The sequence below is a fragment of the Frigidibacter albus genome, assembly GCF_009908165.1.
GTDB classification, from domain to species: domain Bacteria; phylum Pseudomonadota; class Alphaproteobacteria; order Rhodobacterales; family Rhodobacteraceae; genus Frigidibacter; species Frigidibacter albus.
On sequence record NZ_JAAAUC010000001.1, the window covers coordinates 380145 to 393540 of the forward strand.

At 70.1% G+C, this 13396-nt stretch carries 8 protein-coding genes; 3 read left to right on the plus strand and 5 right to left on the minus strand.

All coding sequences use genetic code 11. The annotated features are described in order from the left end of the window. Positions 1-115 precede the first annotated feature (115 nt). On the plus strand, positions 116-5584 hold the full coding sequence (locus GVY41_RS01665; protein ID WP_161343112.1) for an alpha-2-macroglobulin family protein: 5469 nt from the start codon (positions 116-118) through the stop codon (positions 5582-5584). Between the two features lies 1 nt (position 5585). Next, positions 5586-7634 carry a penicillin-binding protein 1C gene (pbpC, locus tag GVY41_RS01670; protein WP_161343114.1) on the plus strand — a complete coding sequence of 683 codons (2049 nt, stop codon included), beginning with the start codon at positions 5586-5588 and terminating at the stop codon, positions 7632-7634. Here pbpC and rlmN read toward each other — a convergent pair. Next, entirely contained in the window at positions 7631-8854 is a 1224-nt protein-coding gene (rlmN, locus tag GVY41_RS01675) for a dual-specificity RNA methyltransferase RlmN (protein WP_161342734.1), read from the minus strand. The two genes, pbpC and rlmN, sit on opposite strands and share 4 nt — an antisense overlap. Positions 8855-8975: 121 nt before the next feature. Beyond that, complete coding sequence (locus GVY41_RS01680; RefSeq protein ID WP_161342736.1) at positions 8976-9527, minus strand: invasion associated locus B family protein; 552 nt, start codon at positions 9525-9527, stop codon at positions 8976-8978. Positions 9528-9721: 194 nt separating this feature from the next. Here GVY41_RS01680 and GVY41_RS01685 point away from each other — a divergent pair, with 194 nt between their 5' ends. Further along, on the plus strand, positions 9722-10711 hold the full coding sequence (locus tag GVY41_RS01685) for an asparaginase (protein WP_161342738.1): 990 nt from the start codon (positions 9722-9724) through the stop codon (positions 10709-10711). Positions 10712-10714: 3 nt separating this feature from the next. On the opposite strand, the gene GVY41_RS01690 is transcribed toward GVY41_RS01685, so the two are convergent. The 3 genes from GVY41_RS01690 to serB all read right to left on the minus strand — a co-directional run bounded on the left by GVY41_RS01690 (position 10715) and on the right by serB (position 13286). Next, positions 10715-11473 (minus strand): TSUP family transporter, encoded by a 759-nt coding sequence (locus GVY41_RS01690; protein WP_161342740.1) that lies wholly within the window; start codon positions 11471-11473, stop codon positions 10715-10717. 394 nt (positions 11474-11867) lie between these two features. Further along, positions 11868-12365, minus strand: a complete 498-nt coding sequence (locus GVY41_RS01695) for an acyl-CoA thioesterase (protein WP_161342742.1) — start codon at positions 12363-12365, stop codon at positions 11868-11870. A gap of 27 nt (positions 12366-12392) precedes the next feature. Continuing rightward, positions 12393-13286 carry a phosphoserine phosphatase SerB gene (gene serB, locus GVY41_RS01700; protein WP_161342744.1) on the minus strand — a complete coding sequence of 298 codons (894 nt, stop codon included), beginning with the start codon at positions 13284-13286 and terminating at the stop codon, positions 12393-12395. Positions 13287-13396: the final 110 nt, after the last annotated feature.

Here is a 13396-nt window from a genome sequence, read left to right on the forward strand (position 1 = left end):
CGGGTGAAAATGCGCTTAATGACACTGGCGCCGGGCGCCCGGCAGTGAGCGACTCCTTGCAAAGCGGGCGCGCCACTGCCAGCATCCCGGCAAATCTTGAGGGAGGGCTTAGGTGATGTTGCGTCTGGTCAGGGCCGTTGCCCTTGTCGCCGGGGCGCTTGCCCTGCAAGCCCCGCAAGCCCTGGCGCAGACCGGCCCGCTGGTCCCCGAACGCCGGCTGGTTATGACCGTGGGCGTCGATTTCCCGGGCGGCGACATTCAGTCGATCTTCGACACTTCGCTGGAGGCGTGTCAGGCCGCCTGCCTTGCCAATGCCAGCTGCACGGCCTTCACCTTCAATTCCCGTTCCGGCTCGTGCTTTCCCAAGAACGGCGTCAGCGACATGCAGCCCTATGACGGCGCCTATTCCGGTTGGGTGCGCGAGGCGGAGGCGGGGCTGGCCGCCCGTGCCGCGACCCGGGCGGGCGAGCTCGATTTCCTGCAGGAGTATGACTTCACCGTCGCCTACGAACAGGCCATGGGCCTTGCCGGGCGCCACACCACCGGCGACTGGACGGCCGAGGATCTGCTGGCCGTCGCCGCCCGTGATCGCGCCGAGGGCAACTACACCTCGGCGGCAGAGCTGCAGGGCGCGGCGCTGAACCTGACCGATGCCGCCGACCAGTGGGTGGAATATTCGCGCCTGCTGCTGCTGGCCCAGGTCAGCGACAACGACCGCTCCGACTACCGCAACCGGGCGCTTTCGGCGGCGATCAACGGCTATCTGCGGGCGGATGCGCCTGCGGTGCGCGCCGCGGCCCTGCTGGAGATGGCGGCGGCGTTCGAGGCGGTGGAGCGGGGGCGTGAGATGATTCCGGCGCTGCGGCTGGCGCAGGCCTTGCAGCCGCGCGACGACACCGCCGCCTGGCTGCAGGAGGCGATCGGCAAATACGGTTTCCGCATCGAGAGCCACGAGGTGCGCGCCGACAGCGCCCGCCCGCAGATCTGCGCGATCTTCAACGAGACCCTCGTGCCGGCCGGGGTGGACTACGCCACCTTCCTGCGCCTGCCCGAGACCGGGCTGGCGGTCGAGGCCTCGGACCGACAGATCTGCATCTCTGGCGTCACCCACGGCCAGCGCTATGACGTGACCTTCCGCGAGGGCATGCCGGCGCAATCGGGCGAGGAACTGGCCGCCGATGTGACGCTGAACCTATATGTCCGCGACCGCAGCCCCGGCGCCAGCTTCCCGGGCCGCGCCTACCTGCTGCCGCGGGCCGAGGGCGCCGGCCTGCCGGTCCAGACGGTGAACACCGAAAAGCTGGACCTGAGCCTTGCGCGCTTGTCCGACCGCAACCTGATCCGCGCCATCCAGAACGACTATTTCGGCCGCCCGCTGGAGTATTACGAGGCGGAGTACCTGAGCGCCGAGATGACCGAGGAGGTCTGGACCGGCACCGCCGAGGTGGTGATGGAGGTCAACCGCGACATGACCACCCGCCTGCCGCTGGACGAGGCCTTGGGGGATCCCGAGCCCGGCATCTACATCCTCACTGCCGCCGTGCCGGGGCAGGACCCCTATGACACTCCGCCCGCCTCGCAATGGTTCATCGTGTCGGATCTGGGCCTGACCACGCTGTCGGGCACCGACGGGCTGCATGTCTTCGTGCGCTCGCTGGCCGATGCTGGGCCGAAGGCGGGGGCGACCGTGACGCTGGTGTCCCGCGCCAATGCGGTGATCGGCACCGCGACCGTGGATGCCGAGGGTTATGCCAACTTCCCGGCCGCGATGACCGCGGGCCGCGGCGGCGCGCAGCCCGCGCTGGTGACGGTGGCGGAGGGGGAGGAGGACTTCGCCTTCCTGCCGCTGACCGACCCCGAGTTCGACCTGTCGGACCGCGGCGTTGCGGGCCGCGAGGCGGCGCCGCCCATCGACGTGTTCCTGACCACCGACCGTGGCGCCTATCGCGCCGGGGAAACGGTCCACGTCACCGCGCTGGCCCGCGATCCGCGGACCGCGGCGCTGGAAGGCCTGCCGCTGACCTTGCGGCTGATGCGGCCTGACGGCGTGGAGTATTCCCGTGTGCTGGCGGCCGATGCCGGGGCTGGCGGCCATGTCGCCGGCCTGCCCATCGCCGGCAACGCCCCCCGCGGCACCTGGCGGCTGGAGGCCTTTGCCGACCCCGACGCGCCCCCGCTGGCCAGCCAGACGCTGCTGGTCGAGGATTTCCTGCCCGAGCGGATCGATTTCGACCTGACCCTGCCGGACGATGTTCTCGCGCTGAACAGCCTGCCGGAAATCGCCATCGATGCGCGTTACCTGTTCGGCGCGCCGGGCGCTGGCCTTGGCATCGAGGGTGACTTGCGCCTGTCCGCTGCCGATACCCTGCCGGGCTATGACGGCTACCGCTTTGGCCGCCATGACGATGGCTTCTCGCCGTGGTTCGAGACGCTCTATGCGGAGGGCGACACGGCCGAGGATGGCACCGCCACCCTGCCGGTGGTCTTCCCCGAAATGGGCGATGTCGGCCGCCCGCTGCTGGCGCGCATGGCCGTGCGGCTGACCGAAGGTTCCGGCCGCCCGGTCGAGCGTAGGTTGGAGCGCCCGGTGATGCCGGCGACCCCGGTGATCGGGATCCGCCCCGGCTTTGACGGCGAAGCGCTTGGCGAGGGGCAGGAGGCCAGCTTCGACCTGCTGGCCCTCGGTCCCGATCTTCAGCCCGTGAGCCAACAGGTGCATTGGCGCGTGAACCGGGTCGAGACCGACTACCAATGGTACGTGATGTATGGCCAGTGGAACTGGGAGCCGGTGACGACGCGGACGGTGGTGGCCGAAGGCGACGCGACGCTTGGCGCCGACCCGCTGACCGTGACCGCGCCGACGGAATGGGGCGAGTACGAGATCGTGGTGGAAACCACGGGCGGCGCCTATGCCGCCACCTCGATGGGCTTTTCCGCCGGCTGGTATGTCTCGGCCGAGGGGGGCGACACGCCCGACATGCTGGAGCTTGCACTGGACAAGCCCGCCTATGCGCCGGGCGAAACCGCCACCCTGCGCATCGTGCCGCGCGCCGCGGGTGTGGCGCTGGTTAACGTCGTATCCAACCGGCTGATCGAAAGCCGCGCCGTGGAGGTGACGTCGGGCGAGAACACCATCGAGCTGACCGTGACAGATGATTGGGGTGCGGGCGCCTATGTCACAGCGTCCGTCCTGCGCCCGCTGGCGGACGCTGCCGAAGGCCGCGCCCCCGCCCGCGCGCTTGGGCTTGCCCATGCCGCCGTCGATCCCGGTGCGCGCCGTCTGGCCGCCAGCTTCGAGACGCCGCCCGAATCCGCCCCCCGCGCCCCGCTGCCGGTGGCGCTGAAGGTGGACGGCGTGGCTGCGGGTGAGACGGCTTATGCCACCATCGCCGCCGTCGATGTCGGCATCCTGAACCTCACCGGCTTTGCCTCGCCAGACCCGGACTCGCATTTCTTCGGCCAGCGCAAGCTGGGCGTCGGTTTCCGCGACGCCTATGGACGGCTGATCGACGGGCAGGCCGGGACTCCCGGCACAGTCCGCTCTGGCGGTGACGCCGGCGGCGGGATGCGCCTGCAATCGCCGCCCCCGACGGAAGAGCTGGTGGCCTATTTCGAGGGCCCGGTCGAGGTGGGCGCCGATGGCTATGCGCGGGCGGAATTCGACATGCCGGCCTTCAACGGCACGGTGCGGCTGATGGCGGTCGTGTGGTCGCAGTCCGGCATCGGCCAGGCCGAGGCCGAGGTGCTGGTGCGCGATCCGGTGGTCGTCACCGCCTCTGTCCCGCGCTTCCTGGCCCCCGGCGACAGCGCGCGGGTGCTGCTGGAGATTGTCCATGCCACCGGCCCTTCGGGGCGGATGGGGCTGGATGTCACCGCCGACGGGCTGACCCTTGGCACCGCGCCCTCGGGCGTCGATCTGGCCGATCTGGGCAAGGCCGCCGTATCGGTGCCGATCACCGCGGGCGAGGCAGAGGGGCTGTCGTCGATCCGCGTCTCGCTGACGACGCCGGACGGGCAGCAACTGGTCAAGGATCTGGTGATCCCGGTGCAGGTGAACGATCCCGAGCTCTCGCGCCAAAGCCGCTTCACCCTTGCGGCCGGGCAGGACTTCACCTTCGACGCCAATGTCTTCGCCGGGCTGATCCCCGGCACCGGCAAAGCCACGCTGGCGGTGGGCCCCATCGCCCGTTTCGATGCGCCCGGCCTGCTGGCGACGCTGGATGCCTATCCCTATGGCTGCACGGAACAGATCACCTCGCGCGCCCTGCCTCTGCTGTATTTCGCCGAGGTGGCGGACGTGATGGGCGTGACGACAGCCGAGGACCTGCGCCCCCGGATCGAGCAATCCATCGCCGAGGTGCTGCTGAACCAGTCGGCCAGCGGGGCCTTTGGCCTGTGGCAGGCGGATTCGGGCGACCTGTGGCTCGATGCCTTCGTGACCGACTTCCTCAGCCGGGCGCGGGCTTCGGGCTACGCCGTGCCCGACACTGCCTTCCGCTCCGCCATGGACAACCTGCGCAACCAGCTGAACTACGCACCGGAGTTCGACGAGGGCGCCGGCCCCTATGCCTATGCGCTGATGGTGCTGGCGCGCGAGGGGGCGGCGGCCATCGGCGATCTGCGCTACTATGCCGATGTGAAGCCCGACGCCTTCGACACGCCGATTGCGGCGGCCCAACTGGGCGCGGCGCTGGCCTCCTACGGAGACCAGACCCGCGCCGATGCGATGTTCACCCGCGCGGCGCGGATGGTCGCGGCGAACCTTGGCAGGGAGGAAGGGCAGGTCTGGCGCGCCGACTATGGCACGCATCTGCGCGACGGCGCGGCGCTGCTGGCGCTGGCGACCGAAGCGGGGTCCACCGCGATCCCCTCCGACGCCTTGGGCGATGCGGTGGCGGCGGGTGTGGCCAGCCGCAACCTGTCGACGCAAGAGGCGACATGGGCGCTGCTGGCGACCCATGCGCTGATCGACCGGCCCGGCGCCGAGGGCTTCACCATCGACGGCGCGCCGGTCACCGGCCCGCTGGTGCGGATGCTGGAGGATCAGACCGCGGGCGGCGCGGCGATGCGCATCACCAATGGCTCTGGCGCCGAGGCAACGGTGACGCTGACCACCTTCGGCGTGCCGTCAGAGCCGGAACCTGCCAGCGGCAACGGTTACCAGATCACCCGCAGCTATTACGATCTGGAAGGCGCGCCGGTGGATCCCGCTGCAGTGAGCCAAGGCGACCGCATGGTCGCGGTGCTGGAGGTGACCCCCTATGCCGGGGGCGAGGCGCGGCTGATCGTCGATGACCCGCTGCCCGCCGGGTTCGAGATCGACAACCCCAACCTGATCCGCGCCGGCGACATCTCGGCGCTGGACTGGGTGGACAGCCTCCAGGACACGCGGATGACCGAGTTCCGGCAGGAGCGGTTCGTGGCCGCGGTGGACTGGTCGGGCAGCAACCCGTTCCGGCTGGCCTATATCGTGCGGGCGGTGTCGCCCGGCAGCTTCCACCACCCCGCCGCCTCGGTGATGGACATGTACCGCCCCGACTACCGGGCGCGCACCGAGGCCGGGCAGGTGACGATTGCCGAGTAGGATGCGCCGGGCCGGGGCGCGCCTCGGCCTGCTGGCGCTGGCGCTGCTGCTATTCCTGGCCGCCGCCGCGCGGGATGGGGTGGACGCTTGGGTGGACGCGACGGTGCTGCCCGCGCTGACCGTAGAGACCTCGGTGGAAGTGCGGGCGCGCGACGGCAGCCTGCTGCGCGCCTTCACCGTGTCGGACGGCCGCTGGCGGCTGGAGCCGGGGGCGGTGGACCCGTTGCTGGTGCAGATGCTGGTCGCCTATGAGGACAAGCGCTTCTACCGCCATGCCGGGATCGACCCGAGGGCGATGCTTCGCGCCGTAGGGCAGGCGGCGCTGAACAGGCGCGTGGTGTCGGGCGGGTCCACCCTGACCATGCAGGTCGCGCGGCTGCTGGAGGACAGCGGCACCGGCCGCCTGCCCGGCAAGCTGCGGCAGATCCGGCTGGGGCTGGCGCTGGAGCGGCGGCTGGACAAGGCGCAGATCCTGGACCTTTACCTGCGCATCGCGCCCTATGGTGGCAACCTCGAAGGCATCCGCGCCGCCAGCCTTGCGTATTTCGGCAAGGAGCCTCGCCGCCTGACGCCCGCCGAGGCGGCGCTGCTGGTGGCCCTGCCACAATCGCCCGAGACCCGCCGCCCCGACCGAAGCCCGGAAACCGCCCGCGCTGCCCGCAGCCGGGTGCTGGCACGGATGGCGGGAGCGGGGCTGCTGGCGGAGGACCGCATCGCCGCCGCCGAAACCGAACCCGTCCCCACCGCCCGCCGCGACTTCCCGGCGCTGGCCCCGCACCTCTCGCAGCGCCTGCGCGCCGCCGCGCCCACCCGAACCGACCATCCCACCACGCTGGACGCGGGCCTTCAGGCCAGCCTCGAAACCCTCGCCGCAAGGTCCGTCCGTTTCTCCGGTGACCGGCTGTCCGTCGCCATCGTCGTCGCCGACCACCGCACCGGCGAGATCCTCGCCTCGGTCGGCGCTGCCGACTGGACCAGCGATGCCCGCGCCGGGTTCATCGACATGACGCAGGCGCTGCGCTCGCCGGGATCGACGCTGAAGCCCTTCGTCTATGGCCTCGCCTTCGACGATGGCCTTGCGCATCCCGAAACCCTGATCGAGGATCGCCCGACCGCCTATGGCACCTATGCCCCGCAGAACTTCGACCGCACCTTCCGCGGCACGGTTCCGGTGCGCGAGGCGCTGCAGCTGTCGCTGAACATCCCCGTCGTCACGCTGACCGAGGCGGTCGGTCCCGCGCGGCTGCTGGCCTCTCTGGAGCGGGCAGGGGCCGAGCCCGTCGTGCCGGGCGGGCAGCCGGGGCTGGCGGTGGCGCTTGGCGGGGTGGGGATCAGCCTGCAGGATCTGGTGCAGGCCTATGCGGCGCTGGCGCGGCTGGGGCGGCCGGTCCGGCTGTCGGCGGTGCCGGGTGGGGCAGCCGACCTGCCACAGCCGCTGTTCGCGCCCGAGGCGGCGTGGCAGGTAGCCGACATCCTCGCTGGCCTCGCGCCGCCGCCCAATGCCCCGCGCGGGCGGCTCGCCTACAAGACCGGCACCAGCTATGGCCACCGCGACGCGCTGGCGGTGGGGTTTGACGGGCGGCATGTGGTCGGCGTCTGGATGGGCCGGGCGGATGGCACGCCGGTTCCGGGCGCCTTTGGCGGCGATCTGGCGGCCCCGGTGCTGTTCGAGGTGTTCGGGCGCCTGGCCCCCGCGCTGACGCCCTTGCCACCACCCCCGCCCGCCACGTTGATCCTGCCGAACGCCCGCCTGCCGCAACCCCTGCAACGCTTCCGCCCCCGCGGCGCGCTGTTCTCAGAGGTGACCCCCGGCGCGCCCGAGGTGGCCTTCCCGCCCGACGGCGCCGAACTCGCGCTGACCCGCGGCGCGCTGGTGGTGAAGGTGCGGGGCGGCGAGCCCCCGTTCACCTGGCTGGCCAACGGTGCGCCGGTGGTGCTGGCCGACCGCGCGCGCGAGGCGGCGATCCCGCTGGACGGGCCGGGTTTCGTGACGCTGTCGGTGATCGACGCAAAGGGCCGCTCCGCCGCGGTGACGGTGGCGCTGCGTTAGAGCCCGGCTTCGGCCTGCGGGGCGGCGCGGACCTTCCGGGCGCGTTCCGTCGCGGATTTCAGCTGGCCGCAGGCCGCCATGATATCCTCGCCGCGCGGGGTGCGGATCGGGCTGGCATAGCCGGCCTTGTAGACGATGTCGGAAAACGCCTCGATCCGCTCCCAGTCCGAGCGCTGGTAAGGTGCGCCGGGCCATTCGTTGAACGGGATCAGGTTGATCTTCGCCGGGATGCCCTGGATCAGCTTCACCAGCCGCCGCGCGTCTGCGTCGCTGTCGTTCACGCCCTTGAGCATGACGTATTCAAAGGTGATCCGCTCGCTGTTCGACAAGCGCGGATAGTCGCGCAGGGCGGCCAGCAGCGTCTCGATGTTCCATTTCTTGTTGATCGGCACCAGCCCATCACGCACCGCATCGGTGGTGGCATGGAAGCTGACGGCCAGCAGGCAGCCGATCTCCTCGGCCGTGCGGGCAATTTCCGGCACCACGCCCGAGGTGGAGAGCGTGATGCGGCGGCGCGAGATGGTCAGCCCCTCGCCATCCATCACGATCTTCATCGCGTCGCGCACGTTGTCGAAGTTGTAAAGCGGCTCGCCCATGCCCATCAGCACCACGTTCGACACCAGCCGCGTTTCGTCCTTGGGCGCGCCCGGCACCGGCCATTCGCCCAGATCGTCGCGCGCCAGCATCACCTGGCCGACAATCTCGCCCGCGGTCAGGTTGCGCACCAGTTTCTGGGTGCCGGTATGACAGAAGGAACAGGTCAGCGTGCAGCCGACCTGGCTGGAAATGCACAGCGTCCCGCGGGATTCCTCGGGGATATAGACCACCTCGACCTCATGGCCCCCGGCGATCCGCACGAGGTATTTGCGGGTGCCATCGGCCGACACCTGCTTGGACACAAGCTCGGGAATCGTCACCTCGAAATGGGCGGCGAGCAGCGCGCGGTAATCCTTGGCAAGGTTGGTCATCTGGGCGAAATCGCGCACGCCCCAGTGGTAGATCCACTGCCAGACCTGGCCCACCCGCATCTTCGCCTGCCGCTCGGGCGTGCCCGCGGCGACCAGCGCGTCGCGCATCTGATCGCGCGTCAGGCCCACGAGGTTAATGAGACCGCCCTCGGGCAGCTTGCGCGGGATCGTCAGCACGTCTTGCGTGATCGGCGCCGCGGGGCGCGGGGCAGGGGCGTGGTCGGAGGACTGGTCGGCGTGCTGGTCGGTCATGGGGGCAGGGCTTCCGGGAGAGAGGATGGGCCTCAATATAGGATTCGCGGGCAAAACGGAACAGGCCCATGCAAAAAGGCCCGGACAGTCGCCCGGGCCCTCCATATCCCTGTCGCCGGTCTCAGCTCGCGCAGCGCCGGGCAGCCTCGTCCATTGCCGCGGTGAACCCCAGCAGCGAGAAGGTGTCCCGCGTCTGCGTGCCCCGGCCCGAGCGGGCGGTCAGGATCGCCGAGCTTCCGGCCTTCAGCGATGCGATGATCCGCGCGTCTTCTTCCTTGGAGCCGGACCACCCCCATTCCCCATCGGTGAACAGGTTGTACTTGGTGCCGCCCACATCCAGTTCGACCGTCGAGCCGCCGGCGAACGGGTAGCCGCCGGTGAAGGAGACCTCGCCCGAGGCGCCGCCCGGGCGGAAGGTGATGAACAGCAAGATGTCGCCGCGGCGGACCTGCGTCGGTTGCCCGTCACGGGTGTTCACGGTCTCCTTGGGCGCCGAAACGCCCCAACATTCCTTGGGGCTTTCTTCGACGAAGACGCTCCAGTCCGTATTAGCCGCGACCCGGTTGGTCGATTCCTGGGCGATCCCCATCGCCGGGATGCCCGTCAGCGTTACCGCAACGGCGGCCGCCAAGGCCACCGGACCGGCTATCCCGCGTAGAATGCGTGATGTCATGTTTTCCTCAGCCTCCAGCCGTCTCTGCCTGTTCCCCGCACCCCTCGACCGGCTTTGCCGTCCCGGGGGCCTTTTGCGCACCTTTTCCCTTGGCGGCGGGCAATTCAACTCGATATGTCGTCAATAACGCAATTCCGCCGATATGCGAAAGCCCCAAGGGCGGAAAATCGCGCAGGTGTGAGATGGAGGCAGTGATGGCAGCGGTTCCGATGATCGAGCTTTGGCGGGGCGGGATGCTGGAAAGCGTCCATGCCGGACATGCGGTGATCTGGGGGAAGGGCGGCATCCAGGCTGCATGGGGCGACCCGGGGGCGGTGATCTTCCCGCGCTCGTCGTGCAAGATGCTGCAGGCGCTGCCCTTGCTGGAAAGCGGCGCCGCCGATGCGGCGGGGCTGACCGAGGCGCAGCTGGCCCTTTCCTGCGCCAGCCATCAGGGCGCGAAGATCCATACCGATATGGTCACGAACTGGCTGGCGGATCTGGGGATGACCGAGGCCGACCTGCGCTGCGGCTCGCATATGCCGAACGATCCCGAGGCGAAGAAGGGGCTGATCTGCTCTGACACCGCGCCGTGCCAGATCCACAACAACTGCTCCGGCAAGCATTCGGGCTTCCTGACCTGGACCCGCCACGCCAAGGCCGGGCCCGAATATGTCGAGGTCGATCACCCGCTGCAAAAAGCCATCAAGCTGGCCTTCGAGGAGGTGACGGGCGAGGATTCCCCCGGCTACGGTATCGACGGCTGCTCTGCCCCCAACTTCGCCACCTCCGTCGCCGGCCTCGCCCGCTCCATGGCTTTCTTCGCCGCTGCGAACCCTGACGGCGATGCCCGGAACCGCGCCGCCGCCCGCCTGACCCGCGCGATGGCGGCCTACCCCGAGCTGGTGGCGGGCGAGGGCCGCGCCTGCACCGACCTGATGCGCGCGATGGGCGGGCGCGTCTCGGTCAAGACCGGGGCCGAGGCGGTGTTCGTGGCGATCCTGCCCGACCAGCAGACCGGCATCGCGCTGAAGATCGTCGATGGCGGCACCCGCGGCGCGGAGGCCGCCATCGTGGCGCTGCTGGTGAAGCTGGGCGCGTTGCCTGCGGCACATCCTGTGGTGGCGCAATACCTGACCGGCCCGCAGAAGAACTGGCGCGGCATCGTCACCGGCGAAATGCGGCTGGCCCCCGGCTTCGGCTGAGCGCTACAGCATCTGCCAGATCAGCCGCGCGGCCAGAGCCGAGGAGGTGATGACCAGCAGCGGCTTGATCACCCCCGCGCCGATCCGCATCGCCAGGCGCGCGCCCAGCCTTGCGCCCGCCACCTGCGCAAGGCCCATCGCCAGCCCGATGAACCACCAGGGCGCGCCCATCACCGCATAGGCCAGCAGGCCGCCAAGGTTCGAGGCAAGGTTCAGCAGCTTGGTATGGGCCGTCGCCTTCAGCACGCCGTAGCCCGCCAGCGTGACGAAGCCGATCATGTAGAACGCCCCGGCGCCGGGCCCGACCAGCCCGTCATAGGCGGCGATCAGCGGTACCACCGTGCTGGCGAACACCGCCGGCCGCATCCGCTGCGCCCGGTCGAGATCATCCAGCCCCGGCTTGAAGGCGAAGAACAGCGCGATCCCGACCAGGATCACCGGCAGCGCCATCCGCAGCCAGTCCGTCGGCACCAGCGCCACCATCATCGCGCCGCCCACCCCCGCGGCAAAGGCGATGGCAGCAGAGCCGATCTGCCGCCGCGGATCCACATGTCCCGCCGCGGCATAGGACACCGCCGCCGTCGCTGCCCCGAACACCGCCTGCACCTTGTTGGTCGAGATCGCCTGCATCGGCGAGGCCCCGGCCAGCAGCAGGGCGGGCAGGGTAATCAGCCCGCCCCCGCCCGCAATCGCATCGACGAAGCCGGCCGCAAAGGCGGCGGCGATCAGCATCAGGGCAAGGTCGAGGGTGACTTCGAACATGGCAGGGCTCCGGCAGGACGGCGCCTTCTGCTGCGGGGCGGCGGGGAAGTAAAGGCGTGGTGGGGGCAGTGGGGGCTTTGCAGGACAAAGCCGCCGCGTGGCATCGCGCCCGCCCCGCCGTCCTTGGCGAAGGCCATCGCCTTCGCCACGCAGTGCCGGATCATTCCGCACCGGACGGGCCCCCAAAGGGCCCGGCCAGCGCCCGCCCCGCCTCTGGCGGGCGCTTCTCGCCCGCCAGGTCGGGCGCTGTCCTCATACGGTCTCATGCTGCGGATGGCACCGAGGGAAAGGTCTCTCACGGGCGGGGCGAGGCAGTGCCTCGCCTTCTCCCGCCCGAGCCGGGCGGCCCGATGCCCGCAACACCAGCCGGGCGCTTCTCGGTGCGGCCGAGCGGCTACCCCGCGTTCCCCTTCGCCGCCGCCTCCATCCGGGCGCCGAACTCGCGGCGCAGCGCCTTGCGCATCTCGGCGGCGCGGTGGCGCTGGCGTTCGGTCTCTGTCTTTGGCAGATAGGCCGGCACCTCGGCAGGGCGGCTCTCGTCATCCACCGCGACCATGGTGAAATAGCACGAGTTGGTATGCCGCCGCGCGCCCGAGCGGATGTCTTCCGCCTCGACCCGGATCCCCACCTCCATAGATGTGCGTCCGGCATGGTTGATCGCGGCGCGGAAGGTCACCAGCTCGCCCACATGGATCGGTTGCAGGAAGAACACCTGGTCCACCGACAGTGTCACCGCATAGCGCTGCGAGAAGCGCGAGGCGCAGGAGAACGCCACCCGGTCCAGCAGGTTCAGCAGCGCCCCGCCATGCACCTTGCCCGAAAAGTTCGCCATGTCCGGCGTCATCAGCACCGTCATCTCCAGCTGGCGGCGGCTGGCTTCGTGCTCGCTCATCTCATCCCCCAAGGCTAGCCCCAGCAATCACAGCACGAAGTCTTCCGCGGCGTAACCCTGGATGTACAGCAGTGCCGTCAGGTCGCCGTGGTTGATGCGGATATCGCACTGGGCCGCCACCGCGGGCTTGGCATGCAGCGCGACCCCGGCCCCGGCCATGCCTAGCATCCCCAGATCGTTGGCGCCGTCGCCCACCGCCATCACCGCGTCATGCCCGATCCCGAGCCGCCCCGAAATCTCGCGCAAGGCCGCCATCTTCGCCTCGCGCCCCAGGATCGGCTCGGCCACGCGCCCCGTGAGCAGGCCGTCCTCCACCAGCAGCGTATTGGCGCGGTTCTCATCAAAGCCCAGATGCGCCGAGACGGCCGCGGTAAACGCCGTGAACCCGCCCGACACCAGCGCGGCATAGCCCCCGGCCGCCTTCATGGTGGCAATCAGCTCCCGCCCGCCCGGCGTGTAGGTGATCCGCTCCGCAAGCACCTGCGCGATCACGGTCTCCGGCAGCCCGGCCAGCAGCCCGACGCGTTCGCGCAAGGCGGCCTCGAAATCCAGCTCGCCATTCATCGCGCGGGCGGTGATCCCGGCCACATGCGGGCCCACCCCGGCCATGTCGGCCAGCTCGTCGATGCATTCCTGCCCGATCATCGTGCTGTCCATGTCGGCCAGCAGCATCCGCTTGCGCCGCCCCGCCGCGGGCTGCACCACCAGATCGACGCGCATCGCCTGCAGCCCTTCCCACACCTCCCAGCGGTTGCCGGGCAGGGCGGGCACGCCGAATTCCGCGGCAATCCCCGGCGCCAGCCAGCGCGCATCGCCGCCGCCCCAGGCATTGCGCAGCGATTCCACCGTCTCGCGGTGCAGATCGGCGCGGGCGGGGCTGGCCAGCAGGGTCACGACGGCGTCTGTGGGGGCATCACTCATCGAAGGGCATCCTCGGCCGGCAGGTGTCAGGGGCAGCGCCGCATCCCTGCGACGGGGTGCCGCTTAAGACAATTTTTCGGCATGTGCCAGTTTTTCGGCATGTGCCAGCG

Excerpts from the sequence above, each read along its gene's own strand:
- GVY41_RS01665 (WP_161343112.1), top strand. The coding sequence starts at position 116 with ATGTTGCGTCTGGTCAGGGCCGTTGCCCTTGTCGCCGGGGCGCTTGCC.
- pbpC (WP_161343114.1), top strand. The coding sequence starts at position 5,586 with ATGCGCCGGGCCGGGGCGCGCCTCGGCCTGCTGGCGCTGGCGCTGCTG.
- rlmN (WP_161342734.1), bottom strand. The coding sequence starts at position 8,854 with ATGACCGACCAGCACGCCGACCAGTCCTCCGACCACGCCCCTGCCCCG.
- GVY41_RS01680 (WP_161342736.1), bottom strand. The coding sequence starts at position 9,527 with ATGACATCACGCATTCTACGCGGGATAGCCGGTCCGGTGGCCTTGGCG.
- GVY41_RS01685 (WP_161342738.1), top strand. The coding sequence starts at position 9,722 with ATGGCAGCGGTTCCGATGATCGAGCTTTGGCGGGGCGGGATGCTGGAA.
- GVY41_RS01690 (WP_161342740.1), bottom strand. The coding sequence starts at position 11,473 with ATGTTCGAAGTCACCCTCGACCTTGCCCTGATGCTGATCGCCGCCGCC.
- GVY41_RS01695 (WP_161342742.1), bottom strand. The coding sequence starts at position 12,365 with ATGAGCGAGCACGAAGCCAGCCGCCGCCAGCTGGAGATGACGGTGCTG.
- serB (WP_161342744.1), bottom strand. The coding sequence starts at position 13,286 with ATGAGTGATGCCCCCACAGACGCCGTCGTGACCCTGCTGGCCAGCCCC.